The 26097-nt window shown below is 66.2% G+C and carries 23 protein-coding genes; 8 read left to right on the top strand and 15 right to left on the bottom strand.

Going from position 1 to position 26097, the window contains the following annotated elements:
- Nucleotides 1-11: 11 nt before the first annotated feature.
- The 4 genes from ACZ75I_RS12685 to purB form a co-directional block, all read right to left on the bottom strand.
- Entirely contained in the window at nt 12-2843 is a 2832-nt protein-coding gene (locus ACZ75I_RS12685; protein WP_231352199.1) for a 2-oxoglutarate dehydrogenase E1 component, read from the bottom strand.
- A 186-nt stretch (nt 2844-3029) separates the two neighbouring features.
- Entirely contained in the window at nt 3030-3926 is an 897-nt protein-coding gene (locus ACZ75I_RS12680) for a GNAT family N-acetyltransferase (protein WP_242894105.1), read from the bottom strand.
- Nucleotides 3927-3935: 9 nt separating this feature from the next.
- A complete protein-coding gene (locus tag ACZ75I_RS12675) occupies nt 3936-5348 on the bottom strand; it encodes a ribosomal protein uL16 3-hydroxylase (RefSeq protein WP_472958012.1) in 1413 nt (470 codons plus the stop codon).
- A 738-nt stretch (nt 5349-6086) separates the two neighbouring features.
- Nucleotides 6087-7454 carry an adenylosuccinate lyase gene (gene purB / locus ACZ75I_RS12670; RefSeq protein ID WP_346477280.1) on the bottom strand — a complete coding sequence of 456 codons (1368 nt, stop codon included), beginning with the start codon at nt 7452-7454 and terminating at the stop codon, nt 6087-6089.
- 292 nt (nt 7455-7746) lie between these two features.
- Here purB and ACZ75I_RS12665 point away from each other — a divergent pair, with 292 nt between their 5' ends.
- On the top strand, nt 7747-9174 hold the full coding sequence (locus tag ACZ75I_RS12665; protein WP_180869830.1) for a class II fumarate hydratase: 1428 nt from the start codon (nt 7747-7749) through the stop codon (nt 9172-9174).
- Between the two features lie 108 nt (nt 9175-9282).
- Here ACZ75I_RS12665 and ACZ75I_RS12660 read toward each other — a convergent pair whose 3' ends face one another.
- From ACZ75I_RS12660 to ACZ75I_RS12630, 7 genes are all read right to left on the bottom strand, one after another.
- Nucleotides 9283-9708 carry a hypothetical protein gene (locus ACZ75I_RS12660; protein ID WP_061480101.1) on the bottom strand — a complete coding sequence of 142 codons (426 nt, stop codon included), beginning with the start codon at nt 9706-9708 and terminating at the stop codon, nt 9283-9285.
- A 106-nt stretch (nt 9709-9814) separates the two neighbouring features.
- The gene (locus tag ACZ75I_RS12655) at nt 9815-10420 is read right to left on the bottom strand and encodes a YggN family protein (RefSeq protein WP_432592507.1); all 606 of its coding nucleotides are present in this window, start codon (nt 10418-10420) and stop codon (nt 9815-9817) included.
- 28 nt (nt 10421-10448) lie between these two features.
- The gene (locus ACZ75I_RS12650; protein WP_072168170.1) at nt 10449-11336 is read right to left on the bottom strand and encodes a GIN domain-containing protein; all 888 of its coding nucleotides are present in this window, start codon (nt 11334-11336) and stop codon (nt 10449-10451) included.
- A 25-nt stretch (nt 11337-11361) separates the two neighbouring features.
- Nucleotides 11362-12390, bottom strand: a complete 1029-nt coding sequence (locus ACZ75I_RS12645; protein WP_061480098.1) for an ABC-2 transporter permease — start codon at nt 12388-12390, stop codon at nt 11362-11364.
- Nucleotides 12387-13262 (bottom strand): ABC transporter ATP-binding protein, encoded by an 876-nt coding sequence (locus ACZ75I_RS12640; RefSeq protein ID WP_049412976.1) that lies wholly within the window; start codon nt 13260-13262, stop codon nt 12387-12389. Before ACZ75I_RS12640 ends, ACZ75I_RS12645 begins: the two co-directional genes overlap by 4 nt.
- Nucleotides 13262-13621 (bottom strand): GntR family transcriptional regulator, encoded by a 360-nt coding sequence (locus tag ACZ75I_RS12635; protein WP_005417481.1) that lies wholly within the window; start codon nt 13619-13621, stop codon nt 13262-13264. Before ACZ75I_RS12635 ends, ACZ75I_RS12640 begins: the two co-directional genes overlap by 1 nt.
- Nucleotides 13622-13623: 2 nt before the next feature.
- Nucleotides 13624-13860, bottom strand: a complete 237-nt coding sequence (locus ACZ75I_RS12630; protein ID WP_072168169.1) for a hypothetical protein — start codon at nt 13858-13860, stop codon at nt 13624-13626.
- Nucleotides 13861-14227: 367 nt separating this feature from the next.
- Between ACZ75I_RS12630 and ACZ75I_RS12625 the strand changes: the two genes are divergently transcribed.
- The 5 genes from ACZ75I_RS12625 (at nt 14228) to ACZ75I_RS12605 (ending at nt 18188) form a co-directional block, all read left to right on the top strand.
- Nucleotides 14228-14815 (top strand): glutathione peroxidase, encoded by a 588-nt coding sequence (locus ACZ75I_RS12625; RefSeq protein WP_061480095.1) that lies wholly within the window; start codon nt 14228-14230, stop codon nt 14813-14815.
- A gap of 96 nt (nt 14816-14911) precedes the next feature.
- Nucleotides 14912-15889 carry an FKBP-type peptidyl-prolyl cis-trans isomerase N-terminal domain-containing protein gene (locus tag ACZ75I_RS12620; RefSeq protein WP_014037761.1) on the top strand — a complete coding sequence of 326 codons (978 nt, stop codon included), beginning with the start codon at nt 14912-14914 and terminating at the stop codon, nt 15887-15889.
- Nucleotides 15890-15912: 23 nt separating this feature from the next.
- Complete coding sequence (locus ACZ75I_RS12615; RefSeq protein ID WP_053499456.1) at nt 15913-17262, top strand: UDP-glucose dehydrogenase family protein; 1350 nt, start codon at nt 15913-15915, stop codon at nt 17260-17262.
- Nucleotides 17255-17497: a SlyX family protein gene (locus tag ACZ75I_RS12610; RefSeq protein ID WP_005410256.1), complete on the top strand. Its 243-nt coding sequence runs from the start codon at nt 17255-17257 to the stop codon at nt 17495-17497. The genes ACZ75I_RS12615 and ACZ75I_RS12610 overlap by 8 nt, the downstream gene beginning before the upstream one ends.
- Nucleotides 17498-17507: 10 nt before the next feature.
- Nucleotides 17508-18188, top strand: a complete 681-nt coding sequence (locus ACZ75I_RS12605) for a DUF2058 domain-containing protein (protein ID WP_061480094.1) — start codon at nt 17508-17510, stop codon at nt 18186-18188.
- A gap of 48 nt (nt 18189-18236) precedes the next feature.
- Here the strand turns inward: ACZ75I_RS12605 and ACZ75I_RS12600 are convergent, their stop codons facing one another.
- From ACZ75I_RS12600 to ACZ75I_RS12585, 4 genes are all read right to left on the bottom strand, one after another.
- Nucleotides 18237-19424, bottom strand: a complete 1188-nt coding sequence (locus tag ACZ75I_RS12600; RefSeq protein WP_346477279.1) for an MFS transporter — start codon at nt 19422-19424, stop codon at nt 18237-18239.
- Between the two features lie 79 nt (nt 19425-19503).
- Complete coding sequence (metH, locus tag ACZ75I_RS12595; RefSeq protein WP_346477205.1) at nt 19504-22188, bottom strand: methionine synthase; 2685 nt, start codon at nt 22186-22188, stop codon at nt 19504-19506.
- Between the two features lie 57 nt (nt 22189-22245).
- Nucleotides 22246-23337 (bottom strand): homocysteine S-methyltransferase family protein, encoded by a 1092-nt coding sequence (locus ACZ75I_RS12590; protein ID WP_061480091.1) that lies wholly within the window; start codon nt 23335-23337, stop codon nt 22246-22248.
- A 13-nt stretch (nt 23338-23350) separates the two neighbouring features.
- Nucleotides 23351-24280 (bottom strand): ArsR/SmtB family transcription factor, encoded by a 930-nt coding sequence (locus tag ACZ75I_RS12585; RefSeq protein ID WP_069139733.1) that lies wholly within the window; start codon nt 24278-24280, stop codon nt 23351-23353.
- Between the two features lie 153 nt (nt 24281-24433).
- Between ACZ75I_RS12585 and ACZ75I_RS12580 the strand changes: the two genes are divergently transcribed.
- Both ACZ75I_RS12580 and ACZ75I_RS12575 read left to right on the top strand, forming a co-directional pair.
- Entirely contained in the window at nt 24434-25582 is a 1149-nt protein-coding gene (locus ACZ75I_RS12580; RefSeq protein WP_072168160.1) for an acyl-CoA dehydrogenase family protein, read from the top strand.
- Nucleotides 25583-25642: 60 nt separating this feature from the next.
- Complete coding sequence (locus ACZ75I_RS12575) at nt 25643-26014, top strand: hypothetical protein (RefSeq protein ID WP_428986742.1); 372 nt, start codon at nt 25643-25645, stop codon at nt 26012-26014.
- Nucleotides 26015-26097 lie beyond the last annotated feature (83 nt).

The raw sequence follows: 26097 nt of genomic DNA, 5'->3' as shown, positions 1-26097 counted from the left end.
TAGGGGGAGGATTATTCAGCGAACGTGTCGTTGAACGGGTTGACCAGTGCGTCGGCAATCAGCTGCTGCTGCTCGCGGACGTGGTCAGCCATGTGACCGGCAGCCGGCGACGCCGAACGTGCGCGACCGGCGTAGTGCAGGTTCTGGCCATCGGCCAGGCAGAACTGCAGGTGGTGGCGGATCTGGTACCACGCGCCCTGGTTCTGCGGTTCTTCCTGCGTCCACACCACGTCGGTGGCCTTGCCGTACTTCTTCAGCTCGGCAGCCAGCAGCGCACGCGGGAACGGATACAGCTGCTCCACGCGGATGATCGCCACGTCGTCCTGGCCACGCTTGGTCTGGTCTTCCAGCAGGTCGTAGTAGACCTTGCCCGAGCACAGCACCACGCGCTTGACCTTCTTGGCATCGGCATTGGCGTCGCCGATCAGGTGCTGGAACTCGCCATTGGCCAGTTCGTCCAGGGTCGACACGGCCAGCTTGTGGCGCAGCAGCGACTTCGGCGACATCACCACCAGCGGCTTGCGGGTGGTCATGTGCAGCTGGCGACGCAGCATGTGGAAGGCCTGCGCCGGGGTCGACGGCACGACAACCAGCATGTTCTCCAGGGCGCACAGCTGCAGGAAGCGCTCCAGGCGCGCCGAGCTGTGTTCCGGGCCTTGTCCTTCATAGCCATGCGGCAGCAGCAGGGTCAGGCCGGAAATGCGGCCCCACTTGGCTTCACCGGCGGCGATGAACTGGTCGATCACCACCTGGGCACCGTTGGCGAAGTCGCCGAACTGGCCTTCCCAGATGCACAGCGTGTTCGGATCGGTGGTGGAGAAACCGTACTCGTAGGCCATCACCGCTTCTTCGCTCAGCAGCGAGTCGATGACGGTGGCCTTCTCCGGCGAATCCACCAGCTGCCGCAGCGGCATGTAGTAGTTGTCGGTCTTCTGGTCGTGCAGGATCGCGTGGCGGTGCGTGAACGTACCGCGGCCGACGTCCTGGCCGACCAGGCGCAGCGCATGGCCTTCGTCGAGCAGGGTGGCGTAGGCCAGGTTCTCGGCAAAGCCCCAGTCGCCCGGAATCTCGCCGGCGGCCATCTTGCGGCGGTCGTCGTAGACCTTGGCCACGCGCGAGTGCAGCTGCACTTCGTCCGGGATGGTGTTGATCAGCTTGGCCAGCTCGACCAGCTTGTTCTTCTCGACCTTGGTCGAGACCGGATCGGACAGCTTGCCTTCCAGCAGCTTCGGCCAATCGACGAACAGCGGGCTGCTCGGCGGGGTCTTCTCGACCTTGGCCAGCTCGGTGGTCACTTCACCCGCGTCCAGCTTCTCGCGGTAGGCATCGACCATGGCCTTGCCGGCACCGGCGGCGATCACGCCCGCCTTTTCCAGCTGCTCGGCATACATCTCGCGGGTGGTCGGGTGCTTGCGGATCACCTGGTACATCAGCGGCTGGGTGATCGCCGGCTCGTCGGCCTCGTTGTGGCCCCAACGGCGGTAGCACATCAGGTCGATGACCACGTCCTTGGCGAACTTCTGGCGGAACTCGAAGGCCAGCTGCGCGGCGAACACGACGGCTTCCGGATCATCGCCGTTCACGTGCAGCACCGGGGCGGCGATCATCTTCGCCACGTCGGTGGCATAGCGCGTGGAGCGCGTATCCAGCGGGTTGGAAGTGGTGAAGCCGACCTGGTTGTTGACCACGATGTGCACGGTGCCGCCGACGGCGAAGCCGCGGGCCTGCGACATCTGGAACAGCTCCATGACCACGCCCTGGCCGGAGAAGGCCGCGTCGCCGTGGATCAGGATCGGCATGACCTGCTTGCGTGCGGTGTCCTTGCGGCGCTCCTGGCGCGAACGCACGGAACCGGCCACGACCGGGTCGGCGATTTCCAGGTGCGACGGGTTGAACGCCAGTGCCAGGTGCACCGGGCCACCGTCGGTGGCCACGTCGGCGGAGAAGCCCATGTGGTACTTCACGTCGCCGGCCGAAGCGTGCTCGTCGTGTTCGAACTTGCCTTCGAATTCGTCGAACAGCTTGCGGGGATTTTTGCCCAGGGTGTTGACCAGCACGTTCAGGCGGCCGCGGTGGGCCATGCCGATCACCACGTCCTTGACGCCATCCTTGCCGGCGCTGCGGATGATGGTGTCCATCATCGGGATCAGCGAGTCGCCGCCTTCCAGCGAGAAGCGCTTCTGGCCGACGTACTTGGTGTGCAGGTAGCGCTCCAGGCCTTCGGCCGCGGTCAGGCGCTCCAGGGTGCGGCGCTGGGTGTCAGCGTCCAGCTGGTAGTTGCCACCGGCCGCTTCCAGCTTCTTGTAGATCCACTGGCGCTGCTCGACCTCGGAGATGTGCATGAACTCCGCGCCGATCGAGCCGGTGTAGGTCGCCTTCAGGCGTGCGAGCAGGTCGCGCAGCTTCATGCGCGGCTGGCCGCCGACGCCGCCGGTGCTGAACTCACTGTTGAGATCGGCATCGGACAGGCTGTGGAACGGCAGGCCCAGGTCCGGCGTGTTGACCGGCGCGGCCAGGCCCAGCGGATCGAGGCGGGCGTCCAGGTGGCCGCGCGAGCGGTAGGCGGTGATCAGACGACCGACATTGCGCTCGCGCTCGTCGCCCGCACCGCTGCCGGTGCCAGCTTTCAGCGCATCCTTGGCCGCGTCCGCGATGTGGGAGATGACGGCCGAGTGCGGAATGTCACCTGCTTCACGGCCCTTGAAGCCATCGAAGTAGGTTTTCCATTTGGGATCGACACTATCCGGGGAGACCAGGTACTGCTCGTACAGGTCCTCGACATAGGAGGCGTTGCCGCCGGCGAGTTGCGAAGATTGCGCAAACTGCTTCAGTTGATTGTCCACGATGGAGGGTGTTGATTCGCTTTGTGGGGTATGGCTTCAGAAGGACCCGGCAGGAAGATGAATAGCCCTGCGCGGGCGCGTTCAAACAGCCAAATTGTACCCCCAACGGGACACGAAGGGGCACCACCACAGGTATCCCGCGTCCGCTGGTGCCGGTTCCAGACAGGTTGGGTCAGCGGTGCCGGCTCAGATGCCGAGCGCGCGCAGTTCGCTGCAATCGCGCGAACGGTCCCAGACGCGCTGCAATTGCTGCTCGAACGGCTGCGAACGTGCCGGCAGCGCGATGCCGGCCTCGCCGTCGAGGCGATGGCCGATCAGACGAAAGTAGAAGTCGCCCGCATCGTTGAGCAGGCAGGCCGAGGCCAGCGCGCGGTCGACCGGATCGCTGACCTCGCGGAACTGGATCACGCTTGGCAGGCGCTGGGCCAGCGCCAGCAGCGGTGCCCCGGCAGAGGCGATCGCAGCGGCATCGTGCACGATCACCCGCAGCTGCTTGTCATGGCGGGCGGTGACGAAGCGGCGCAGGGCGGCCTGTACCGGGGGCGCGTCGAGCAGCCCCGGGTCCAGCTGGCGGCTGTGCAGCCACAGCTGGCGACGGGCGCGGTGGATGATGGCTGTGGTGATGGCCACCGCCTCGGCGCGGCGGTCGATCGCGCTGGCCGCGCCCAGCCGGCGGCGCATCTGCTGGTGGCCGATGCCGGCCTCCTCGAACACCTCGCCTTCGGGCAGGAAGCCCTGGCGGGCATAGAATTCGCGGGCGGGCAGCTGGGCGTGCAGGTGCAGCTCGGCCAGGCCGAGCCTGCGCCCGGCCTCGACCAGTGCCTCCAGCAGGGCCTCACCGACCCCGTGGCTGCGATGGCTGGCCAGCACGGCCATGCGGCCGATGCGGCCGTCCGGGGCCAGCCGACCGGTGCCGACCGGCTGGTTGTCACTGTCCAGTGCCAACACATGGACGCTGACCGGGTCCAGCGCATCGCGTTCCAGTTCCGCAGCGATGCCCTGTTCCTGCACGAACACGCGTTGGCGCACGTTGTGGATGGCAACGTGGGCGTCGGCGTGGCTGACCTGCTGGACCCGGATCATTGTGAGCGCTCAGGCCCGGCCAGTGCTGTCGTCGTCTTCGTCGTCCTCGAAGTTGACGATGACCTCGATACCGTCGTCGTGCACGGTCACGGAGTGGACATCGTCGGACACCGCGTCGGCGTCGATCGCATCCACCCGGTCACGGCCTTCAACGACCTCGCCGAGCACTACGGCATCCTCGCCGTCGTCCTCGTCTTCGGCCTCGTACACCTCATTCGGGTCGATCAGCTGGAACACGCCGCCGACCAGCAGTTGCTGGAGCACGGCACGGCCCTTGTCGGACAGGCCGCGATAGGCGGCGGCGTCGAGCTGCTCGGCGCCGGCCAGGCGCTGGGCGTCCTTCACCGGCAGCGCGAAGTCCTGGCCGCTGACGTACAGGCTGGCACCGCGCTTGGCCCGGCGCCAGGCCAGGCGTGCCCACGGGTGGCGCTGCAGCAGCAGGCCGGAGGCCAGCGCCTGGACTACTTCCTCCGGTGCCGGTGCGGCCTGGTGGGCCATCACTTCGCCGGCGGCGCGGTAGGTGGTGATGAAGCGACCGAACCAGTCACCCAGCTTGTCCGGGTCGTTCATGCGGATGGCATTGAGCGCGGTGATCACCCGCGCCATCGCCACCGTGTCGATTTCGTTCGGGTCGGCCGGCACCTTGAGGTCGGCATCCTGGTAACGGATGTTCTCGTCGGCATCGGCGATCAGGGTGTCCAGGTAGTCGCTGATCAGTTCGGCCGAGGACGGTGCACGCATGCCGAACGAGAACGTCAGGCAGGGATCCTCGGCGACGCCGTGGTGCGGCACGTTCGGCGGCAGGTACAGCATGTCGCCCGGCGCCAGCACCCAGTCGTGGGTCGGCTTGAATACCTTCAGCAGCTTCAGTTCCACGTCCGGGCGGAAGCCCAGCGGTGGCTGCCTGCCCTTGATCGATTCGCTGGCGTCGATCTGCCAGCGGCGGTGGCCGTGGGCCTGCAGCAGGAACACGTCGTACTGGTCGACATGGGCGCCGACCGAGCCGCCGGTGGCGGCGAAGCTGATCATCACGTCATCCATGCGCCAACGCGGCAGGAAGCTGAAGTGCTCGATCAGGGCGCGCACGTCCGGATCCCACTTGTCCACGTCCTGCACCAGCAGGGTCCAGTCGTGGTCGGGCAGGGCGGGGAACACGTCTTCCTGGAACGGGCCGGTGCGCACGCGCCAGCCGTCCCGGGTCTTGTCGTGCTCGATCAGGCGCGCCAGCACGCCTTCCTCGCAGGCCAGCCCGGCCAGGTCTTCCGGCTGCACCGGGGTCTGGAAGTTGGGGAAGGCGTTGCGGATCAGCAGCGGGCGTTTCTGCCAGAAGTCGCGCAGGAAGGTGGCCGGCGCCATGCCCAGCGGCTGGCCGGGGCGGGCGGTGACTTCGATGAGGGGGGCGGAGGACTTGCGGGCGGCCATGGGGAATCCTTGCAGCGGAAAGCGGGAGGGGCGGCGTGGCGGGCCGCCAAGGAGTCCATTGTCCGCCGTTCGTGGGGATTGCGCACGTGCGGTGGTTTGTCGCGGGGTTCCGGCCAACGGCGGAGCCCCTCGTGGCGACATCTTGGTAGGGTCGACTGTTAGTCGACCGGCTTCATGGGCTTGGCCGGGCGGGTGGGCTGCGCGGGGGACGCTGCAAGTACGTCCATGTAAGCTCGATCGCCGCATCCATGCGGCTCACGCCCCCGCACAGCCCACCCGCCCGGCCCCTGACAATTTCCTGCGCGGCCCGCCACGGAATGGAAGAAGAAAAGCAAGGCAAAAGCGGGTCGCGCGCTGCGCTTGCTCGTGTAGAGCCGAGCCCGCGCTCGGCTTGCTGTTGCCCACGTCCCAAAGCAGCCGAGCACGGGCTCGGCTCTACAAAAGACCCTCAAACAAAGAGGGACGCGGCGAAGCCGCGTCCCTCTTTCAAATTCCGTCCCGACAACCCAATGCTCTTCGATCCGTCACCGGGAATCTGTCAGAGGTGGGGCGGGTTGGGTTCGCGGGGGTGTCAGCCGCATGGATGCGGCTGCCAAGCCTCCACGGACGGATTCACGGCGTCCCCCGCGAACCCAACCCGCCCCGCCCAGCTCGCAGCAACCCAGAGCCGCTTTTGACGTCGCGGTTGCCGTTGCCTGCCGCAGGCAGCGCCCGCGGCCGCCGCCGCAAGCAACCCCCTTAGATCTTCTTCGCCAGCGACTCGGCCAGGCCGGTGTAGCTGCCCGGGGTCATGTCCAGCAGACGCTGCTTCGCATCCGCCGGCAGCTCCAGCTCCTGCACGAATGCCCGCATCGACTCAGAGGTGATGCCCTGGCCGCGGGTCAGCGCCTTCAGCTGCTCGTACGGGTTCGGCAGGCCATGGCGGCGCATCACCGTCTGCACGGCCTCGGCCAGCACTTCCCAGGCCGCGTCCAGATCCGCATCCAGGCGCTGCGGGTTCACCTCCAGCTTGCCCAGGCCCTTGGCCAGCGAATCCAGCGCCACCTGGCTGTGGCCGAACGCGGTGCCCAGCGCACGCAGCACAGTGGAATCGGTCAGGTCACGCTGCCAGCGGCTGATCGGCAGCTTCGCGCTGAAGTGCTCGAACAGGGCGTTGGCGATGCCGAAATTGCCTTCCGCATTCTCGAAGTCGATCGGGTTGACCTTGTGCGGCATCGTCGACGAGCCGACTTCGCCTTCCTTCAGGCGCTGCTTGAAGTAGCCCAGCGAGATGTAGCCCCAGATGTCGCGGGCCAGGTCGATCAGGATGATGTTGGCGCGGCGTGCGGCATCGCCGATCTCGGCCACGTTGTCGTGCGGCTCGATCTGCGTGGTGTACGGGTTGAATACCAGGCCCAGTCCGGTCACGAAGCGCTCGGCGAAGGCCGGCCAGTCCACGTCCGGGTAGCTGGCGATGTGGGCGTTGTAGTTGCCGACCGCACCGTTGATCTTGCCGGTCAGTTCGACCGCGGCGATCTGCCGGCGCTGGCGTTCCAGGCGAGCGACCACGTTGGCCAGTTCCTTGCCCAGGGTGGTCGGCGAGGCGGTCTGGCCGTGGGTGCGCGACAGCATCGGTTGGCCGGCCTGGGCGTGGGCCAGGGTGCGCAGGGTGCTGGCGATGCCATCCAGGGTCGGCAGCAGCACTTCACGGCGGGCCTGTTCCAGCATCAGGCCGTAGCTGAGGTTGTTGATGTCTTCGCTGGTGCAGGCGAAATGCACGAATTCCAGTGCCGGGGCCAGCTCGGCGTCATCCTTCAGCTGTTCCTTGATGAAATACTCCACCGCCTTGACGTCATGGTTGGTGGTGCGCTCGATCTCCTTCACACGCGCGGCCTGGGCCGGGCTGAAACGGGCGGCCAGCGCGCGCAGGCGGGCGACGGCGGCATCGGAGAACGGCGCCAGCTCGACGATGCCCGGCTCGGCGGCCAACGCCAGCAGCCATTCCACCTCGACCGTGATGCGGGCCTTGATCAGGCCGTATTCGGAGAAGATCGGGCGCAGCGCGTCGACCTTGCCGGCATAGCGGCCATCGAGCGGGGACAGGGCGAGCAGGGCGGAATCGGACATGTCGGCAGGGCTGGGACGAGCGGCGGGGGCCATATTCTACGACGTGCCGGGCAGGCGTGCCCTGTAGAGCCGAGCCTACGCTCGGCTGCTCCGGGTAATCCAGCGCCCACGGGCCAGCCGAGCGCAGGCTCGGCTCTACAACACGGCCGTGCGGACGGAACGTTCTGGCCCGTCCTCGTCATCCCACGCTGCGGGCAAGGGAGTATGGTTGGCGCAGCCGCCAGCCCGGGAAGCGACACCCTGCCAGCCGCCGCTTCCCTTTCCCCAACTGAAGTAGTGCGGAGTTGATGCAATGAGCAAAGCTGCAAGCAAGGGTTTCAGAATCGAACACGACAGCATGGGCGAGCTGCAGGTGCCTGCCGACGCCCTGTGGGGCGCGCAGACCCAGCGTGCCGTGCAGAACTTCCCGGTGTCGGGCCAGCGCATGCCGCGCGGTTTCATCCGTGCCCTGGGCCTGGTCAAGGGCGCCGCCGCCGGCGTCAACGCCGAGCTGGGACATCTGCCGAAGTCTGTGGCCAAGGCCATCCAGGCCGCTGCTGCCGAAGTGGCCGTCGGCAACTGGGACGCGCACTTCCCGATCGACGTCTACCAGACCGGTTCGGGCACGTCGTCGAACATGAATGCCAATGAGGTCATCGCCACCCTGGCCAACCGTGCTGGCACGTCCGGCAAGACCGCCGTGCACCCCAATGACCACGTCAACCAGGGGCAGAGTTCCAACGACGTGATTCCGACCGCGCTGCGCGTGTCGGCGGTGCTGGCCACGCACGAACAGCTGCTGCCGGCGCTGGTGCACCTGCGCAAGACTCTCGACAAGAAGGGGCGCAGCCTGCGCAAGGTGGTCAAGACCGGCCGTACCCACCTGATGGACGCGATGCCACTGACCTTCGAGCAGGAGTTCGGCGCATGGTCGGCACAGCTGGCCTCGGCGCAGGAGCGCATCGAAGACAGTCTCAAGCGCGTGCGCCGCCTGCCGCTGGGTGGCACCGCCATCGGCACCGGCATCAACGCCGACCCGCGTTTTGGCGCGCAGGTGGCCAAGGCACTGAAGCAACAGACCGGTTTCAAGTTCGACAGCGCCGAGAACAAGTTCGAAGGCCTGGCCGCGCAGGATGATGCCGTGGAACTGTCGGGCCAGCTCAATGCACTGGCCGTGGCGCTGATCAAGATCGCCAATGATCTTCGCTGGATGAACGCCGGTCCGCTGGCCGGGCTGGGCGAGATCGAACTGCCGGCACTGCAGCCGGGCAGCTCGATCATGCCGGGCAAGGTCAACCCGGTGATTCCGGAAGCGACCGTGATGGCCTGCGCGCAGGTGATCGGCCACCACACGGCAATCACCGTGGCCGGACAGACCGGCAACTTCCAGCTCAACGTCACCCTGCCACTGATCGCGGTGAACCTGCTCGATGGCATCGGCCTGCTCGCGAATGTGTCGCGGCTGCTGGCCGACAGCGCGATCGCCGGGCTGAAGGTGCGCGAGGACCGCGTGGCCGAAGCGCTGGCGCGCAATCCGATCCTGGTTACTGCACTGAACCCGATCATCGGCTACGAGAAGGCCGCGGCCATTGCCAAGCGTGCCTACAAGGAACAGCGCCCGGTGTTGGACGTGGCACTGGAAGACAGCGGGCTGAAGGAGGCCGAATTGCGGCGCCTGCTGGATCCGACCGCACTGACCGCAGGTGGCATCCAGGCTGGCGGTGGTGGCGCCGGCGGTTGATCTGCTGGTTGTAGAGCCGAGCCCATGCTCGGCTCAGATTCCGGGCAGTAGCCGAGCATGGGCTCGGCTCTACAAAAGGAAACGCCGCCCTGGGGCGGCGTTTCTGCTTCAGCGACGGTCGGCGACGATGTTGCCGAACGTGTCGGTGTAATCCTTGAACTCGGGTATGCGCTGGATCAGGTCCGCCGGAATCACTTCCATGCCCTCCGGCGGCTGGATCTTCACCGGTTGCATGTTGGGATCGGCCGGGGCGGCGACCAGGGTGTTCTGGCGCAGCACCTGCAGCCTGCCGAACATCGTCTGCAGCATCTGCTTCTGCCCCTGGTCCAGCGGGATCTGGATCTCGTCAACCTTCATCGTGCCATCGCCGAGGATGATGATGTTCGGTGCCGGCGGGCGACGCACGGTCACCATGCCTTCGCTGACGGAAATCTTGGGCTTGCCGCGCTCGGCGCGGTGGTTGCGGTAATCCTTGTCACAGCCGACCAGGCCCAGGCAGAGCAGGGCGGCCAGCAGCAGGAACAACTTCTTCATGGCATTCGGTTCGGGGGCGTCCGGGGCCGCCATTGTAAGCCGGTCGGCACGCTACGGACGGCAGCGGGGCGCCGCTGCCGGCCGGGTGCGCTGATCTGTCACAGGCCTAGCGCTGGACCACGGTGTCCTTGCCGCAGTCGTCGACGTCACTCTGGTCCATCGTTGCGTAGGGCTTGAACGCCGGCAGCTCACGCGCCAGTGCCTGCTGGCTGGCCAGCATCGCCGGCATGCGGTTGCAGATGCGCTTGGCTTGGGCCTCGATCTTCTCGGCCTCGGCGTTGATCCGCTTCTCGATGCCTTCGCTGTCGCCGCTGAAAATGCCCTTCAGCGCTTCGCCGGCAGCGCTGGCGCCGAGCTTGGCGCCAGCCAGGCCGACATCCATGCCGTCCATTGCAATGGCGACGACGTGGCCGCGATATTCCAGCAGCCGTTGGCGCTGGGTTTCGTTGGCCGGCACGTCCTTGCCGTCGATCAGCAGGTGGCCATCCGGGGTGATCTCGGCACGCGGCTGCTTGTCGGCCGAGATCTTGATGTTGCCCTGCGTGATGTCCTTGCGGGCATCGTCCATGGCCTCCTTGACAGTCTGGCCGACGCCGCTGGTGGCCTCGGCGACGCTCTTGCCGACGGTCTTGTCGGGCGCGGAAGAAGTGCCGCCGCAGGCGATCAGCGGCAAGCACAGCAGGGTGGCAGGCAGCACGCGCAGCAGATTCATGGCAGTTTCCTCGATCGGTCCGTAGCGGTTATTTTTTACGGGGCAGGGTGACGGTGCCGCTGACGTTGCGGTGGCCGACATCGCCGCTGCCGCTGTGGTCGACGGTCAGGCTGCCGCGCACGCCATCGACCTGGATGTCCCCCGAGCCGTGGCTGCGCACATGCACATTGCCGCCGATGTCGGACAGATCAACATCGCCCGAGCCGACCACACCGACCTCGACGTTGCCTTGCACGCGCTTGAACCCGATGTCGCCGGAACCGACCGTGTCCAGTCGTGCGTTGCCGCGGACATCGCTGATCTTCAGGTCACCCGAACCGACAGTGCCGGTGACCGCATCGCCACCGATGTTGCGCACCTTGACGTCGCCGGAACCCAGCGAGAGCAGGTTCAGCGAACTGCCGCCGTCAATGTCCAGGTCGCCCGAACCCACCGCTGCATGGATGCTGCCGCGGGTGCCACGCACGATGGCATCACCGGAGCCGACATCCACGCTCAGCGACTGCGCGTTGTCCACGCTGGCATCGCCGGAGCCGACCTTGAACTGCAGCGGCAGGTTGTCCGGCACGCTGCCACGGATGTCCAGCCAGGCATAGCTGCTGCCCAGGCTGATGCCGCTGTCACGGCCCTCGCGGCGCAGACTCACCACCAGCTTGTCGCCCACCTTGCGCTGGTCCAGTACCAGCTGCTCCAGCCATTCCTGGCTGGACGCACAGGCACGGCCATCCAACTGGCCGCCGCCGGGGCTGGCGACCACCTTCAGGTCATGCTGGTTGACCTCGAACACCACCGCTTTGGCACCGGCCACGTCCAGCTTCAGCGCGCGGGCAGCGGTGAACTTGCAGTTCGGAGCATCGGCGGCCAGCGCCGACAGCGGCAACAGCAACAACGCAGAACAGGCGAGCAGGGAACGCATGGGTGGTGCCTCCGGGTGGATGGAATCAGATCTCGCCGGCGCGCTTGCGCAGACGGATAGCAAGGACGATGAACACGGCGCCGACGGCAGCACCGATCCACAGTTCCGGCATCGCCAGTGACTTCAGCTGCGAGGCCGGCGACATCAGGCTGACCACCGATTCGAGGTCGCGACGCGTGCCTTCCTCGGCGCTGAGGCGATACACCAGGTCCGTGCCCGGTACGCCGCCCAGCAGCAGCCGGCCAACGATGTTCTGCCAGAACCAGCCCGTGGTCAGGCCGATCAGCGGCATCACCTTGGTGGTGCTGACGATGACGCCTGCGAACAGCGGCAGCATCACCGCCCACAGGAACGGCTTGCTGCGGGCCCAGGCCGAGCACAGCAGCAACCAGCCGGCGGTGGGCAGGGCCCACAGGGCGTAGACCGGGATCCAGGCCAGGTGGCCGGCGGCCAGGGTCAGCGGGCTGGCCGGGCCCCAGATCAGGGTCATTGGGCTGCCGCCGTGCATCAGCGCGACGATGCTGATCACCAGCATGAAGCCGAACATGGTGATGATGCCGGCGATCACCGCGATCAGTGGGGCCACGATCAGTGCGCTGATCACCTTGGACAACACGGTCTGGGTATCCGACAGCGGCAGTGACTTCCAGAACAGGATGCTGCGGTCGCGGCGGTCGTCGTACAGGGCACCCAGGCAGTAGAAAAACACCACGAAGGCCAGTACCAGGAACGGCCAGGCCGAGCTGAGCACCAGGGTCAGGTCGAGGCCGTTGCCAAGGTCAGCCAGGTCCTTGGCACTGATGTCGCGGGTCAGCAGGGCCAGGTCCAGGCCGTTGATGTTCACGTCTTCGCCGTCGATGTGCAGGCCACCATCACGCGCGGCCCGGTGCAGGGCGAACAGGCCGAAGGCGATGCCGACGGTGCTCATCACCAGCGAGATCAGGCCGGCGATCAGCGGTGCATACAGGAAACCGCCACGGTTCTCCCAGTACTCGCGCTTGAGCAGCCAGCGCAGGGTGCCCATCGGGCTGACGGGGTGGTTGACGGCATTCATGCGTAGGTCCCCTTCATGATGGCGACGAACAGATCGGCCAGGCCCGGGCTGCGGGTCTCGCCAAGGGTGGAGAGCTGGGTGCGCGGCACGCCATCGAACAGCATCACGGTCTTGCCGAACGCCAGGCTGCGCTCGTCGATCGGCTTCAGCGCACGTGCGGTCTCCAGCTGGTCGGCGTTGACCAGCAGCTCGGTGTAGCGCTGGCCAACATCGTCCATGTCCGCGTCGAGCACGATGCGGCCATCACGGATGAACATGACGTCGCTGAGGATGTGCTCGATCTCTTCCACCTGATGGGTGGTGACGATGATGGTCTTCTGTTCGTCGAAATAGTCCTCCAGCAGGCGCTGGTAGAACTCCTTGCGATAGAGGATGTCCAGGCCGAGAGTGGGCTCGTCCAGCACCAGGATGCGGGCGTCGATGGCCATCACCAGCGCCAGGTGCAGCTGCACGATCATGCCCTTGGACAGTTCGCGCACGCGCTGCTTCGGTTGCAGCTTGGTATTGGCCAGGAAGCGCTCGCAGCGGGCGCGGTCGAAGCGCGGGTGGACGCCGGCGACGAAGTCGATCGCCTCGCGCACCTTCAGCCAGCGCGGCAGCACGGCGACGTCGGCGATGAAGCAGATGTCATTCATCAGCTCGTCGCGATGCAGTCGCGGATCGCGGCCGAGCACGCTCAGGTCGCCTTCCACCGAGGTGAGGCCGAGGATGGCCTTCAGTGCGGTGGTCTTGCCGGCGCCGTTGGGGCCGATCAGGCCGACGATGCGCCCGCTCGGAATGCTGAAGCTGGCGTTGTCGAGGGCTACCGTGGTCTTGTAGGCCTTGCGCAGGCCTCGCGCGGTGATGACTGGTTCGCTTGCAGTGCTGTTCATCAGACGTTCCCCTGGGGCAGCAATTCGTCGAGGCTCAGGCCCAGGCGCTGGATGCGCTCCAGCACCGCGGGCCATTCTTCGTTGAGGAAGCGCTCGCGCTCGCTGCTGCGCAGCTGCGTGGCCGCCTGCTCGGTCATGAACATGCCCAGGCCGCGGCGCTTCTCGACCAGGCCTTCATCGGCCAGTTCCTGGTAGGCGCGCGAAACGGTGATGGGGTTGAGTTGATAGTCGGCGGCCACCTGGCGCACCGAAGGCAGGGCATCGCCCGGCTTCAGGATTCCGTCGAGCATCATGGCGATCACGCGCTCCTTCAATTGACGGTAGATGGGAGCGCCGTCGCTCCACTGGATGTCGCTCATATTCAGCTCCGTGGGGTCAGCGGCTGGGCGAACGAGAAATACGGCATGGACAGGGAGCTGTGCAGCCGACGCGGGGGAGAGGGGGAGGAAGCGGCGTTCCCGGCCGGTGCAGCGTTTGCATCCTGCGCACTGTCGGGAGAGGCGGGGGTGGTGGGCGTGGCCAGCCAGGCCAGCACGATCAGGGTCGAAACAGCAGCGGCCGCGGGGGCGGTGAGGTTGCGACGGATGCGGGCGTTCATGGCTTCCCCCTGTCTCAGGTGACTGGTGTTGTATGCAACTATAACACCGGCACGCCTGGGTGCAAGCCCCTGCCGTCCCCAACTGATGGCAGGGGTGGTCAAATTGCTGAAATATCCACTTATCCATTTGATTGGAAAGGGAAATAAATTTGATGTACGGGCTGATCCAGTTCCGCCTGCCATTCAGTGTTGTCCATGCTATGTCATCACTGTGCCGTCGTTGGTAAGGCCAGCGGGAAGACGCCACGCCGCGCAAAGCCGCTGGCGTTTGCCGCAACAAGGGGGGGGCGGGGGGCGGTGCTATAGTTCGGCCGATTCCCGGCCGCTACCGGCCGGCCCTGTGAATGGCTACCGCGGACCGCTCTCGATGCCCCTGCCGACCGTTATCCCGCGCCGCCTGCGCGGCCTGTCCCTGCTGACCCTGCTGGTGGCCGGCCTGGCCGGTTCCGCGCATGTGCTGGCGGCCGATCTGCTGGACCTGGAGTACCGCCCACTCGCGAGCAAGCAGCAGGTCAACCTGCAGCAGCGCTACCACGGGCAGGTACTGCTGGTGGTCAATACCGCAAGCAAGTGCGGCTATACCCCTCAGTACGAAGGCCTGGAGGCGCTGCAGAAGCGTTATGCCGGCCGCGGCTTTGCCGTGCTCGGTTTCCCGTCCAACGATTTCAAGGGCCAGGAGCCCGGTGACGAAAAGCAGATCCAGGATTTCTGCACGCTCACCTACGGCGTCAGGTTCCCGATGTTCGAGAAGGTGCATGTCGTCGGTGCACAGGCGACGCCGCTGTACCAGAGGCTGACCGCGGCCACCGGCGTGGCGCCGGGCTGGAACTTCCACAAGTACCTGGTCGGCCGCGATGGCAAGGTCATCGCCCAGTTCGCCAGCAAGGTAACGCCGGACGATCCGCAGCTGACCGCCGCCATCGACAAGGCGCTGGCCGCAGCCGCCACGCATTGATATCCGGCACGGATGCCTCGACATCGACGGCATGCGTGCGACAATGTTTCTTTTCGCGCCGACGTCGGCGCCCAGACACTTCCAGGAATGCAGCGAATGAAGATGGGAATGCGCGGCGCCGCGGCGTCGGTTCTGATTCTGGCGATGGGCACTTCGGGTGTCGCTCTGTCGCAACAACCGGCTGCCCCCGCAGCCGCCAAGGAGACCGCAACCTTGAATTCCCCCAAGCAGAAGCTCGGCTACGCCATCGGCCTTGATGTCGCCAAGTCGTTCACCCCGATCGCCGATGAGATCGATGTGGCCGCGCTGCGCACTGCCGTGGAGCGTTCGTTCGAAGGCCTGCAGCCGCAGATCACCCAGGAACAGGCCAAGGCCACCGATGCCGCGTTGCGCCAGGTCGTGATGGCCCGAAGTGGCCAGCAGGTGCCGGGCATGGCGCCGGGTTCGCAGCCGCCGAAGGTCGATCGCGTCAAAGTGTCGCAGATGATCGGTTCGTACTCGGTCGGTCCGTCGCTGGCACAGCTGAAGGACGACATCGACGTCGCCTCGCTGTTTGACGCGATCAGCACAGGCCTGAGCAAGGGCCAGCCGAAGATGACGGAAGCAGACGCGACCGCCACCATTCAGGCCTTCATGGGCAGCAAGCAGGCCGAGATGCAGGCCAAGGCCGCCGCCGCTGCGCAGACCAACCGCGAGGAAGGCAACGCGTTCCTGGCCAAGAACAAGACCCAGCCAGGCGTCGTCACCACCCCGTCGGGCCTGCAGTACCAGATCATCCGTCCGGGTAGCGGCGAGCGCCCGCTGCCGAGCAGCAAGGTGCGCGTGAACTACGAAGGCAAGCTGCTCAACGGCACCGTGTTTGACAGCTCCTATGGTCGCCAGCCGGCCGAGTTCGGCCTGGACCAGGTGATCAAGGGCTGGACCGAAGGCGTCGCGCTGATGCCGGTCGGGTCGAAGTACCGCTTCTGGATCCCGGGTGAGCTGGCATACGGTGAGAACGGCACCCCGGGTGGCCCGATCGGCCCGAACGCGACTCTGACCTTCGACGTCGAGCTGCTGGGCGTCCTGCCGTAAGCGACCACGGAGCCTGCACGGACATGCGCGTTGCGATTTTCGGTACCGGTTATGTAGGGCTGGTGACCGGTACCTGCCTGGCCGACGTCGGCCACCAGGTGGTCTGCGTCGATATCGACCAGGCCAAGGTCGATGGCCTCAACCAGGGCATCATCCCGATCTATGAGCCGGGCCTGGAGCCGATGGTGAAGGCCAACCACGCCGCGTCGCGGCTGGCGTTCACCACCGATGCCGCGGCCGCGATCGGCCACGGCCAGGTCGTGTTCATCGCCGTCGGCACGCCGCCGGACGAGGATGGAAGCGCCGATCTGCAGTACGTGCTGGCTGTGGCCCGCACCATCGGGCGGCACATGAGCGTGCCGACCGTGGTGGTCAACAAGTCGACGGTGCCGGTGGGCACCGCCGACAAGGTGCGTGCCGCCATTGCCGCAGAGTTGGCGGCACGTGGCGCGGACATCGCCTTCGATGTGGTGTCCAACCCGGAATTCCTGAAGGAAGGCGACGCTGTCGCCGACTGCATGCGCCCGGATCGCATCATCATCGGCGCGACCAGCGCCGAGTCGGTGGCGGTAATGCGGCGCCTGTACGCGCCGTTCAACCGCAACCACGACCGCGTGGTGGAAATGGACGTACGTTCGGCGGAGCTGACCAAGTACGCCGCCAACGCGATGCTGGCGACCAAGATCTCGTTCATGAACGAAATCGCCAACATCGCCGAACGTGTCGGCGCCGATGTCGAGCAGGTCCGCCAGGGCATCGGCTCGGATCCGCGCATCGGCTGGCATTTCATCTACCCGGGCGCCGGTTACGGCGGCTCGTGCTTCCCCAAGGATGTGCAGGCGCTGGCCCGCACCGCGCAGCAGGCCGGCCTGGAGCCGAAGCTGCTGAACGCCGTGGAAGCGGTCAACGATGCGCAGAAGGGCCATCTGTTCGCCCTCATCCAGCGTCATTACGACAAGGGTGAAGACGAAGGTGTGCGTGGCAAGACCTTTGCCGTTTGGGGCCTGGCGTTCAAGCCGAATACCGATGACATGCGCGAAGCTTCCAGTCGTCGCCTGCTGGCGCAGCTGTGGGAAGGCGGCGCGACGGTGCGTGCCTACGATCCGGAAGCGATGCACGAGTCGCAGCGCATCTTCGGCGAGCGCGATGATCTGGTGTTCTGCAGCAGTGCCGACGAGGCGCTGCAGGGTGCCGATGCACTGGTCGTGGTGACCGAGTGGAAGCAGTTCCGCAGCCCCGATTTCCAGATGCTGCGCGAGCAGTTGAAGGACGCAGTGGTGTTCGACGGCCGCAACCTGTACGAGCCGGCGGATGTGGAAGCGGCGGGCCTGGCGTACTACGGCATTGGCCGGGGGCGCTCGCTGCATGTCTGATCTGCTGCCAACCGAACGCGAGCAGGCGCTGGAAGCGCGCCTGGTCGAACTGGAAATGCGCGTGTCCTTCCAGGAACAGGCGCTGGCCGAACTGAGCGATGCGCTGGCCGATGCCCGCATGCAGGGCATGCGCAACGCCGACGTGCTGCGCGTGCTGCTGGAAGACCTGGGCAAGGTCCGCAACGCGCTGAATTCTTCCGATCCGGCGAGCGAACCGCCGCCGCCGCACTACTGATCCGAATCCTATGAGCGATACCCTCCGCGACCAGCTGATGGGCCTGGGCTTCAAGCCCGCGCCCAAGCCCGAGCGCAAGAATGATGGCCCCCGCCGTGACGGTCGCCCGCAGGGCAAGGGTGGCAACGGCAATGGAAAGCCGCAGGGCGCTGGCAAGGGCGAGCACAAGCCCGGCGAGCGTCGTGGGCATGGCCACGGTCGCCCGGGCAAGCCCGGCCAGTCACGTGGCCCGGGCCAGCAGGGCCCGCGCACGCCGCGCAGCGCCGAAGAGATGGACCTGGCCAAGGCCTATGCCATCCGCGCGCAACGCGAAAAGGAAGAGCGCATCGAGGCCGAGCGTCTGAAACAGGAAGAGGCGCGCGTACGCCGCGAGGCCAAGGCCAAGCTGGAAGAACTGCTGAAGGACAAGAGCCTGAACTCGGAAGCGGCCGACATCGCCCGCCACTTCCCGTATGGCGGCAAGATCAAGCGCATCTATGTGACCGCCGAACAGCTGACCGCGCTCAATGCCGGCGAGCTTGGAGTGGTCCAGCTCAACGGGCGCTACCTGCTGGTGACCGCCGACGTGCTGGCACAGTCCGAGGCGGTGTTCGCCCCGTCGGTGGCGCTGAAGGTCGATCCGAATGCGCCGGCCGAGGAAGATCCGTACGCGGACCCGCAGTACCAGGTGCCGGACGACCTGGTCTGGTAACTGCATCTGCTGCGTGATGAAAGCGCCGGGCATTGCCCGGCGTTTTCGTTACCGGGTGCACGCAGTGCTGCGCCGCGCACGGATCAGCGGCAGGCTCAGCGCGAAGAAACAGAGCAGGGCGCCAATCAAGGCGAAGCCGCTGCCGGCCAGGAACGCGGTGCGGCCGTCGTCGATCTTCCACAGTTGGCCGGCAATGAGCGCGCCCAGCACACCGCCGACACCCGACGAGAATCCATAGAGCAGTCCCTGGCCGTGGCCGTTGAGACGACCGGGGAAGTAGGTCGCCAGCATCTGCATCGCTGCAGCGAAGAACGCGGCAAAACCCAGCGCGTGCGCGGTCTGCGCCAGCAGCATCACCGGCAGGTTCTCCGGGAACAGTGCGGTCACGGCCCAGCGCAGGCAGGAACTGACCAGTGCGATCAGCAGCATCCAGCTGGCGTCGTAGCGGCGGAAGAAGCGGCCGATGGTGAAGAACACGCCCACTTCGAAGACCACGCCGATGGTCCACAGCAGGCCGAGGGTGGTGGTGCGGTAACCGTGGTGGTCCATGTAGACCGAAAAGAACGTGTAGTACGGGCCGAACGACAGCTGTTCCATGAAGGCGGCCAGGAAGAAGGCCAGCACCGGCGGTCGGCGCACGATCTGCCAGAAGCCGCTGGCATCATCCGCCGTCCTGCCGATGTCGCGCGCGTAGTGGTTGCTGAAGGCCGAGGCAACCAGCAGCACGAACAGGGGCAGCATCATCCACGGCAACAATCCGGCGTGGTTGCCGGCGCCATCGCCTTCGATCAGCCAGCCGAACAGGGTGACCACGGCGATGAAACCGAGCGAGCCCCAGACCCGGATCAACCCGTAGCGATGGCTGTCGTTGCCCAGGTGGGTGAGGGTGATCGACTCGAACTGCGGCATCACCGCGTTGTAGAAGAAGCAGAACACGATCATCGCCGGGTACATCCACGGCTGCGGCAGTGGCAGCAGGAAGGCAGCGAAGCTGAGCAGGGTCAGCACGCAGCCGACGCGCAGCAGGCGGATCGGTCGCGGTGATGCGGCCGCCAGCGAGGTCCAGGCACTGGGTGCGATCACGCGGGTGGCGTACCACAGGCCCATCATCACGCTGATCGCGGTCACGCTCATCCCGCGCGCGGTCAGGAACAGGCTCCAGTACGGCGTGAACGCGCCGAGCGCCGCGTAGTAGAACAGGTAGAAACTTGAGAGGCGGGCAACGGGAACGGTCATCGCGGGAATAATGCACGGTAGCGCCGGGCCATGCCCGGCGGACGGGAGATGACGCCGGGCATGGCCCGGCGCTACCGCCTCATTCGGGGTCGTAGTCGAGATTGGAGGCCAGCCAGCGTTCGGCCTGGGCACGGTCCACGCCCTTGCGCCGGGCATAGTCGGTGACCTGTTCGCGGCTGAGCCGCCCGACAACGAAGTACTGGCTCTGCGGATGGCTGAAGTAGTAGCCCGAGACAGCGGCCGTGGGCAGCATCGCGAAGCTCTCGGTCAATTCCATGCCCGCGTTCTTCTCAGCCTGCAGCAGGTCGAACAGGCGGCGTTTCTCGCTGTGCTCGGGGCAGGCCGGGTAGCCCGGGGCCGGACGGATGCCGCGGTACTGCTCGTCGATCAGGGCCTCGTTGTCCAGCGTCTCGGCGCGGTCGTAGCCCCAGAATTCGGTACGCACGCGCTGGTGCAGGCGCTCGGCCAGCGCCTCGGCGAAGCGGTCGGCCAGTGCTTTCAGCAGGATCGCGTTGTAATCGTCGTGCTCGGCTTCGAAGCGCGCGACGTGGGCGTCGATGCCGATGCCGGCAGTGACGGCGAAGGCGCCGATCCAGTCCTGCTTTCCGCTGTCGGCCGGTGCAATGAAATCGGCCAGGCAGAAATCCGGGCGTTCGGCTGGCTTGTCCACCTGCTGGCGTAGGAAGTGCAGGGTGGTTTCGCCCTGCGGGTGCTGCACGCGGACATCGTCGCCGATGCTGGTGGCCGGCCACAGGCCGAACACGGCCTTGGCCGTCAGCCACTTCTCGCTGACGATGCGCTCGAGCATCGCACGGGCATCCTTGTACAGCTCGCTGGCCTGGGTGCCGACGATCTCGTCGGTGAGGATCGCCGGGAACTTGCCGGCCAGCTCCCAGGCCTGGAAGAACGGCGTCCAGTCGATGTAGTCGACCAGTTCGGCCAGGGGATAGTCGTCGAATACGTGCAGGCCGGGCTGATTCGGTGCCGGTGGAGTGTAGTTGTCCCAGCCGCCCTGGAATTTCTGCCCGCGCGCATGTTCCAGCGTGACCAGCCGCTTGGCGTCGCCGCGGTTGCGGTGGCGTGCACGGATTTCGGCATAGTCGGCTTCGTTGGCGGCAACGAAGGCCTCGCGCAGATCACGCGAGATCAGCGACTGCGCCACGCCCACCGCGCGCGATGCATCCTTCACCCACACCGTCGGCGCCTTGTAGTGCGGGTCGATCTTCAGCGCGGTATGCGCACGCGAAGTGGTCGCGCCGCCGATCAGCAGCGGCAGGTCGAAGCCCTGGCGCTCCATCTCGCGGGCGACGTGGCTCATCTCCTCCAGGGACGGGGTGATCAGCCCGGACAGGCCGATCAGGTCGGCGTTGTGCTCGCGGGCGGCATCGAGGATCTTCTGCGCCGGCACCATCACGCCGAGGTCGACCACGTCGAAGTTGTTGCAGGCCAGGACCACGCCGACGATGTTCTTGCCGATGTCATGCACATCGCCCTTCACCGTGGCCATGATGATCTTGCCGTTGCTCTTGGCGGTGTCACCGCTGCGCGCTTTTTCCGCTTCGATGTAAGGCAGCAGGTAGGCCACGGCCTTCTTCATCACGCGCGCGGATTTCACCACCTGTGGCAGGAACATCTTGCCGGCGCCGAACAGGTCGCCGACGATGTTCATGCCGTCCATAAGCGGTCCTTCGATCACGTCCAGTGGGCGGCTGGAGGCCTGCCGGGCCAGTTCGGTGTCTTCCTCGACGAAGGCATCCAGGCCGTGTACCAGGGCATGCGCCAATCGCTGTGCCACCGGCTTTTCGCGCCAGGCCAGATCTTCGGTCTTCGCCGCGCCCTTCCTGCCCTTGTAGCGCTCGGCGATCTCCAGCAGGCGCTCGGTGGCATCGCTTCGGCGGTTGAGGATCACGTCCTCGACACGCTCGCGCAGGTCCGGCTCCAGTTCGTCGTAGATCGGCATCGCGCCGGCGTTGACGATGCCCATGTCCATGCCGGCGGCGATCGCGTGGTACAGGAACACCGAATGGATGGCCTGGCGCACGGTTTCGTTGCCGCGGAACGAAAACGAGACGTTGGAGACGCCGCCGGAGACATGGCAGTGCGGCAGGGTCTGCTTGATGATGCGGGTGGCTTCGATGAAGTCCACCGCGTAGTTGTCGTGCTCTTCGATGCCGGTGGCGACGGCGAAGATGTTCGGGTCGAAGATGATGTCCTGCGGCGGGAAGCCGATCTCGTCGACCAGGATGCGGTAGGCGCGTGTGCAGATCTCGACCTTGCGCGCACAGGTGTCTGCCTGCCCGGCCTCGTCGAACGCCATCACCACTGCCGCGGCGCCATAGCGCAGCACCTTGCGCGCGTGCTCGCGGAACAGCGCTTCGCCTTCCTTCAGCGAGATCGAGTTGACCACGCTCTTGCCCTGCAGGCATTTCAGGCCGGCCTCGATCACGCTCCACTTGGAGGAATCGACCATCACCGGGATGCGTGCGATGTCCGGCTCGGACATGATCAGGTTGAGGTAGCGCGTCATCGCCGCTTCCGAATCGATCAGGCCCTCGTCCATGTTGACGTCGAGGATCTGCGCGCCGCTGGCCACCTGCTGGCGGGCCACGTCCACCGCCTCCTCGTAGCGGCCTTCCTTGATCAGCTTGCGGAACTGCGCGCTGCCGGTGACGTTGGTGCGTTCGCCGACATTGATGAACAGCAGGTCCGGGGTGATGACCAGAGGTTCCAGGCCGGACAGGCGGGTAGGGCGGACAGGCGTCATGGCAGGCGTCGGCTCAACAGCAGTAGGGCGGGAAGTGCGGGACGGTGGCGGCAACGTTCATGCGGCCTGCTCCCGGGTGCCGGGCAGTGCGCGCGGCGGCAGTCCGGCCACGGCATTGGCAATCGCACGGATATGCTCGGGGGTGGAGCCACAGCAGCCGCCGACCAGGTTCAACAGGCCATCCTCGGCGAAGCCGCGCAGCGTGGAGGCCATCTCTTCAGGAGTTTCGTCGTACTCGCCGAACGCGTTGGGCAGGCCGGCGTTGGGGTGGGCGCTGACATAGCAGTCGGCGACCTGCGAGAGGGTTTCCACATGCGGGCGCATCGCATCGGCGCCCAGCGCGCAGTTCAAGCCGATCGACAACGGTCGGGCGTGGGCGAGCGATGCGTGGAAGGCCTCGGCGGTCTGCCCGGACAGGGTGCGACCGGAAGCGTCGGTGATGGTGCCGGAGATCATCACCGGCAGCCGCCCGCCGCGCGCATCGAACGCTTCCTCCAGCGCATACAGCGCGGCCTTGGCGTTGAGCGTGTCGAAGATGGTCTCGACCATCAGGGTATCGGCGCCGCCGTCGATCAGGCCCTCGATGGCTTCGCGGTAGGTGTCGCGCAGCTCGTCAAAGCTGGTATTGCGGAAGCCGGGATCGTTGACGTCGGGGCTGATCGAAGCGGTGCGGCTGGTCGGGCCGATCACCCCGATCACGAAGCGCGGCTTGCCCGGAGTGGTTGCGGCCACTGCATCACAGCACGTGCGCGCGACCGCAGCGCCGGCCTTGTTCAACTCGTACACCAGGTGCTCGAGGTGGTAGTCGGCCTGGCTGACCGAGGTTGCATTGAAGGTGTTGGTTTCGACCAGGTCCGCACCGGCCTCGAGGTAGGCGGTGTGGATGTCGGCGACGATCTGCGGCCGGGTCAGCAGCAGCAGATCGTTGTTGCCCTTCAGGTCGTGACCCTCGGGCGCGGCGTGGTCGCAGCCGGGTCCATGGGCATGGTCGTAACCACCGGCGAAGCGCTCGCCGCGATAGTCCTGCTCCTGCAGCCCGTGGCGCTGGATCATCGTACCCATCGCACCATCGATGATCAGGATCCGCTCGCGCAGGGCGTCGAGCAGGGCGTTGGCACGATCAGGATGCAACCAGGGCAGGGCGGGCATGGCGGTCTCTGGCTCAGGGCTTGTTGGCGATCAGCGAAATCACTTCGAAGTGCGGCGGACGCTTCTCGCGGGTTACCGTTTCCAGGCTGGACACCTGCAGGCCGGCCTTGTCGACGAACCTGCGCAGCTCCTTGTCGCTGAAGCCGAGGTTGACGTGGCCATAGGCCTCCACCGCTGCCTTGTGCTCGTGGCGGGCCAGGCTGCACAGCAGCAGGCGGCCGCCCGGGCGCAGTACGCGTGCAGCTTCGGTCACCGCCTGCGCCGGTTTGCTGGCGTAGGTCAGCGCATGCATCAGCACGACCAGGTCGAAGCTGGCATCCTTGAACGGCAGGGCATGCATGTCGCCCTCGCGCACTTCCACATTGGGCAGCCGCCGCAGGCGCTCGCTGGCGGCGGCGACCACGCGCGCGCTGGTATCGATGCAGATGTAGCGCTTGGAATGCGGGGCAACCAGTTCGGCCAGCACGCCATCACCAGAGGCGATATCCAGCACGTCGCCGGTCTCAAGCAGCGGCAGCGCGGTGCGTGCCAGCGCCTCCCAGGTACGGCCCGGCGAGTAGTGGCGTTCCATGTCGCCGGCCACGCTGTCGGCCCAGTTCTGGTCGGCGGCGCGGTGGGCCAGCACGGCGGCCACGCGTTCAGCGTCCTGGCGCAGCAGCGGGTCATCGCTTCCGTTGCTCAAGGCATGCCACAATGCACGCTGCGCCGGGTCCAGCTGGGCTTCGTCGAAGCGGTAATAGGCCGACACGCCGGCACGGCGGTCGCGGACCAGCCCGGCTTCCTTCAGGCGTGCCAGGTGGGTGGACACGCGCGGCTGCGCCAGCCGGGTGATCGCCGATAGTTCGGCCACGGTCAGTTCCTCCTGCTCCAGCAGCGCCAGCAGGCGCACGCGAGTGGCATCGGCGAACACCTTCAGGCGGGTCGACCAGTCTTCCAGATCCATAAACATCTACCTATCGCGATATAGAGATATATTCGCTGAAGGGGCCTGGCGCGGTCAAGTCACCAGCGTACGGAAACTGCCGGGCCCCGGTACAATCGCAGCACCTGGGCGCGCCGTATGCGGCCCATAACTTCATGTACCCGGGAGGGTGTTGTGGATTTCAGCTTTACCGAAGAGCAGTTGATGCTGCAGGACGTTGCGCGGCGCATCGCGCAGGAAAAGATCGCCCCCAGTGCGGAGCACCATGACCGCACCGGCGAGTTCCCGCTGGACAACATCCGCCTGCTGGGCGAGAACGGCCTGATGGGCATTGAAGTGCCGACCGAATACGGCGGTGCGGGCATGGACCCGGTTGCGTACGTGCTGGCGATGGTGGAGGTCGCCGCCGCCGACGCAGCCCATTCGACCATCATGTCGGTCAACAATTCGCTGTTCTGCAACGGCATCCTGACCCACGGTACCGAGCAGCAGAAGCAGACCTACGTACGTGCCATCGCCGAAGGCACGGCCATCGGCGCGTTCGCGCTGACCGAGCCGCAGTCCGGTTCCGATGCCACCGCCATGCGCTGCCGCGCGGTGAAGCAGGCCGACGGCACTTTCGTCATCAATGGCAAGAAGAGCTGGATCACCTCCGGTCCGGTGGCCAAGTACATCGTGCTGTTCGCGATGAGCGAGCCGGACAAGGGCGCGCGCGGCATCACCGCCTTCATCATCGATACCGACAAGGCCGGTTTCGGTCGTGGCAAGACCGAGCCCAAGCTGGGCATCCGCGCCTCGGCCACCTGCGAGATCGAGTTCAACGATTACGTGGCGCAGGCCGAAGACGTGCTGGGCCAGGAAGGCGAGGGCTTCAAGATCGCCATGAGCGTGCTCGATGCCGGTCGCATCGGCATCGCTTCGCAGGCCGTCGGCATCGCCCGAGCCGCCTATGAAGCGACGATTGAATACGTCAAGGAGCGCAAGGCATTCGGTGCGGCCATCGGTACCTTCCAGATGACCCAGGCCAAGATTGCCGACATGAAGTGCAAGCTGGACGCAGCGCTGCTGCTGACCCTGCGCGCGGCGTGGGTGAAGGGCCAGGGCAAGCGCTTCAGCAATGAGGCTGCCATTGCCAAGCTGACCGCCTCTGAGGCGGCGATGTGGATTACCCACCAGGCCGTGCAGATCCACGGCGGCATGGGGTATTCCAAGGAAATGCCGCTGGAGCGCTACTTCCGTGATGCCAAGATCACCGAGATCTACGAAGGTACTTCGGAGATCCAGCGCCTGGTGATCGCGCGCAACGAAACCGGGCTGCGCTGAGTCGCATGGCCGCGCCGCCGCAATGGCGGCGCGGCGGTAGGTCCACGCCACGCGTGGATGATGGTCATCCAGATGACGTCTTTGCCGTTGGCCTGCGGAGACGCATGCTGCTCTAATGCAGTCCGTTTCTTCGAGGATGACGACGTGATCTATCGCGGTTGGGGAATCATGACGCTGGTGACGCCGATTGCAGCGATCCTGCTGCTGGCGTACTTCTTTCCGCATGACGGCCCCAGGGGCAATACCCCGCTGTCACAGGTTCTGCTGGGCGCAGGCCTCGGCGCAGCGGTGAACGTGGTGCTGGGCCTGTGGCTCAACCGTGTGCCGCGGCAGAAGGGGGAGGCCGCGCCCCACCATTTCTTCTTCGTACCCATGCAGTGGGCCTCGCTGATTCTGGTGGCGGTGTGCGCCGTGGTCGCGGTGATGCGCTGAGGCGTTGCCCGAAGAGCGCCAACCCAGGTTGACGGATATCGGCCACGCCGTTGTTCCGGTAGATGCCAACCTGGGTTGGCATG

This window comes from Stenotrophomonas sp. X (assembly GCF_055721025.1).
This window is presented reverse-complemented; position numbering and strand designations above follow the sequence as displayed.

Excerpts from the sequence above, each read along its gene's own strand:
- ACZ75I_RS12655 (WP_432592507.1), bottom strand. The coding sequence starts at position 10,420 with ATGAATCTGCTGCGCGTGCTGCCTGCCACCCTGCTGTGCTTGCCGCTG.
- purB (WP_346477280.1), bottom strand. The coding sequence starts at position 7,454 with ATGTCCGATTCCGCCCTGCTCGCCCTGTCCCCGCTCGATGGCCGCTAT.
- ACZ75I_RS12590 (WP_061480091.1), bottom strand. The coding sequence starts at position 23,337 with ATGCCCGCCCTGCCCTGGTTGCATCCTGATCGTGCCAACGCCCTGCTC.
- ACZ75I_RS12585 (WP_069139733.1), bottom strand. The coding sequence starts at position 24,280 with ATGGATCTGGAAGACTGGTCGACCCGCCTGAAGGTGTTCGCCGATGCC.
- ACZ75I_RS12575 (WP_428986742.1), top strand. The coding sequence starts at position 25,643 with ATGGTCATCCAGATGACGTCTTTGCCGTTGGCCTGCGGAGACGCATGC.
- ACZ75I_RS12630 (WP_072168169.1), bottom strand. The coding sequence starts at position 13,860 with ATGAACGCCCGCATCCGTCGCAACCTCACCGCCCCCGCGGCCGCTGCT.
- ACZ75I_RS12620 (WP_014037761.1), top strand. The coding sequence starts at position 14,912 with ATGAAGATGGGAATGCGCGGCGCCGCGGCGTCGGTTCTGATTCTGGCG.
- ACZ75I_RS12680 (WP_242894105.1), bottom strand. The coding sequence starts at position 3,926 with ATGATCCGGGTCCAGCAGGTCAGCCACGCCGACGCCCACGTTGCCATC.
- ACZ75I_RS12650 (WP_072168170.1), bottom strand. The coding sequence starts at position 11,336 with ATGCGTTCCCTGCTCGCCTGTTCTGCGTTGTTGCTGTTGCCGCTGTCG.
- ACZ75I_RS12660 (WP_061480101.1), bottom strand. The coding sequence starts at position 9,708 with ATGAAGAAGTTGTTCCTGCTGCTGGCCGCCCTGCTCTGCCTGGGCCTG.
- ACZ75I_RS12615 (WP_053499456.1), top strand. The coding sequence starts at position 15,913 with ATGCGCGTTGCGATTTTCGGTACCGGTTATGTAGGGCTGGTGACCGGT.
- ACZ75I_RS12635 (WP_005417481.1), bottom strand. The coding sequence starts at position 13,621 with ATGAGCGACATCCAGTGGAGCGACGGCGCTCCCATCTACCGTCAATTG.
- ACZ75I_RS12600 (WP_346477279.1), bottom strand. The coding sequence starts at position 19,424 with ATGACCGTTCCCGTTGCCCGCCTCTCAAGTTTCTACCTGTTCTACTAC.
- ACZ75I_RS12675 (WP_472958012.1), bottom strand. The coding sequence starts at position 5,348 with ATGGCCGCCCGCAAGTCCTCCGCCCCCCTCATCGAAGTCACCGCCCGC.
- ACZ75I_RS12640 (WP_049412976.1), bottom strand. The coding sequence starts at position 13,262 with ATGAACAGCACTGCAAGCGAACCAGTCATCACCGCGCGAGGCCTGCGC.
- ACZ75I_RS12605 (WP_061480094.1), top strand. The coding sequence starts at position 17,508 with ATGAGCGATACCCTCCGCGACCAGCTGATGGGCCTGGGCTTCAAGCCC.
- metH (WP_346477205.1), bottom strand. The coding sequence starts at position 22,188 with ATGACGCCTGTCCGCCCTACCCGCCTGTCCGGCCTGGAACCTCTGGTC.
- ACZ75I_RS12610 (WP_005410256.1), top strand. The coding sequence starts at position 17,255 with ATGTCTGATCTGCTGCCAACCGAACGCGAGCAGGCGCTGGAAGCGCGC.
- ACZ75I_RS12665 (WP_180869830.1), top strand. The coding sequence starts at position 7,747 with ATGAGCAAAGCTGCAAGCAAGGGTTTCAGAATCGAACACGACAGCATG.
- ACZ75I_RS12645 (WP_061480098.1), bottom strand. The coding sequence starts at position 12,390 with ATGAATGCCGTCAACCACCCCGTCAGCCCGATGGGCACCCTGCGCTGG.
- ACZ75I_RS12625 (WP_061480095.1), top strand. The coding sequence starts at position 14,228 with ATGCCCCTGCCGACCGTTATCCCGCGCCGCCTGCGCGGCCTGTCCCTG.